Source organism: Pantoea dispersa (assembly GCF_035783935.1).
In the GTDB taxonomy this organism is placed as follows: domain Bacteria; phylum Pseudomonadota; class Gammaproteobacteria; order Enterobacterales; family Enterobacteriaceae; genus Pantoea; species Pantoea dispersa_C.
Map to the genome: position 1 here is coordinate 1 of NZ_JALKOV010000029.1, position 1,297 is coordinate 1,297.

At 61.4% G+C, this 1,297-nt stretch carries 1 protein-coding gene; it reads left to right on the forward strand.

Features of this window, described 5'->3' with window-relative positions; genetic code table 11:
- Nucleotides 1–107: 107 nt before the first annotated feature.
- On the forward strand, nt 108–1,235 hold the full coding sequence (locus MXF20_RS23185; RefSeq protein ID WP_325971642.1) for a DDE-type integrase/transposase/recombinase: 1,128 nt from the start codon (nt 108–110) through the stop codon (nt 1,233–1,235).
- The last annotated feature ends 62 nt before the right edge of the window (nt 1,236–1,297 follow it).

A 1,297-nucleotide genomic window follows, 5' to 3' on the forward strand; every position in this document is an offset into this window, starting at 1 on the left:
AGGTACAAACCGGCCACATGGGTAACACTTTAGACCGGGCACATGGGTAACAGTTATAAACGGCATAGCAGAGGAGACTCACTATGCCCTGGACTGAGACTGTTACCATGCAACGCCTTGAATTCATCCTCGCCTGCCAGGCAGGCGGGGAATCCATGACGCAGCTGTGTCACCGCCACGGCATCAGCCGCAAAACCGGCTACAAGTGGCTCAGCCGCTTTAACCCCGGTGAGCTCTCCTCGCTTGAAAATCTCTCCCGCGCCCGCCATCTCCAGCCGGATAAAATCGCCCCCGACATCGCCGCGCGCCTTGTTCAGTTCCGCCAGCAGCACCCCGACTGGGGACCCAAAAAAATCCGCCACTGGTTCCTCAGCAACGGCGCTGACTTCATCGTGCCTGCCGCCAGCACCATCGGCGACCTGCTGAAGGCGGCGGGAATGGTTCAGCCGCGAACGCAGCGCAAGCGAACGCCGGGCAACCTGCGCAGTCTCACGACGCCCGTGAGGAACAACCACGTCTGGAGCGCTGATTTTAAAGGGCGCTTTCGCCTGAAAGACGGCAGCTGGTGCCGCCCCTTCACGCTTACCGATAACCACAGCCGCTACCTGCTGTCCTGCGAGCCGGGCACGTCGGAGACCACGGCGTTCGTGCGCGGCTGCATGGAAAGGGCCTTCCTGGAAGGCGGGCTCCCCGACGTTATCCGCACCGACAACGGCTCGCCCTTCGTTGCGCCGGGCATCCTGGCGCTGACGCAGCTGAGCGTGTGGCTGATAAAGCTGGGGATACAGCCGGAAAGAACCGCGCCGGGTTGTCCGGGGCAGAACGCCCGCCACGAGCGGATGCACCGGTCGCTGAAGGTCGCCATGAGCCATCACGACGTCTTTGGCTCGCTGCCGGAGCAGCAGGCGTGGTGCAGCGGATGGCGGAACGAGTTCAATCAGGAAAAGCCGCATGAGGCGCACGGACAGCAGCCCCCCGCGAAAATATGGACGCCTTCACCGCGCAGATGGGACGGAAAAGTGCCCGAGGTGGGCTATCCGGAGGGAGCGAAGCTGTACAAAGTGGGTGAAAAAGGCGACCTGAGGCTGAACGGGCGGACCTTTCTGAGCGCGGCGTTACGGGGGGAATACGTGCGGTTCCTGGAAGTGGACGACGGCATAGACGTCATCCTCTTCGACAGGCTCATCCTTGCGTATTATGACCGGGCAGAAAAGCGTATTATCCGGATCGACTGACCACAAAAAGTGTTACCTGTGTGCCCGGTCTGATCTGTTACCCATGTGCCCGGTCGTACCTT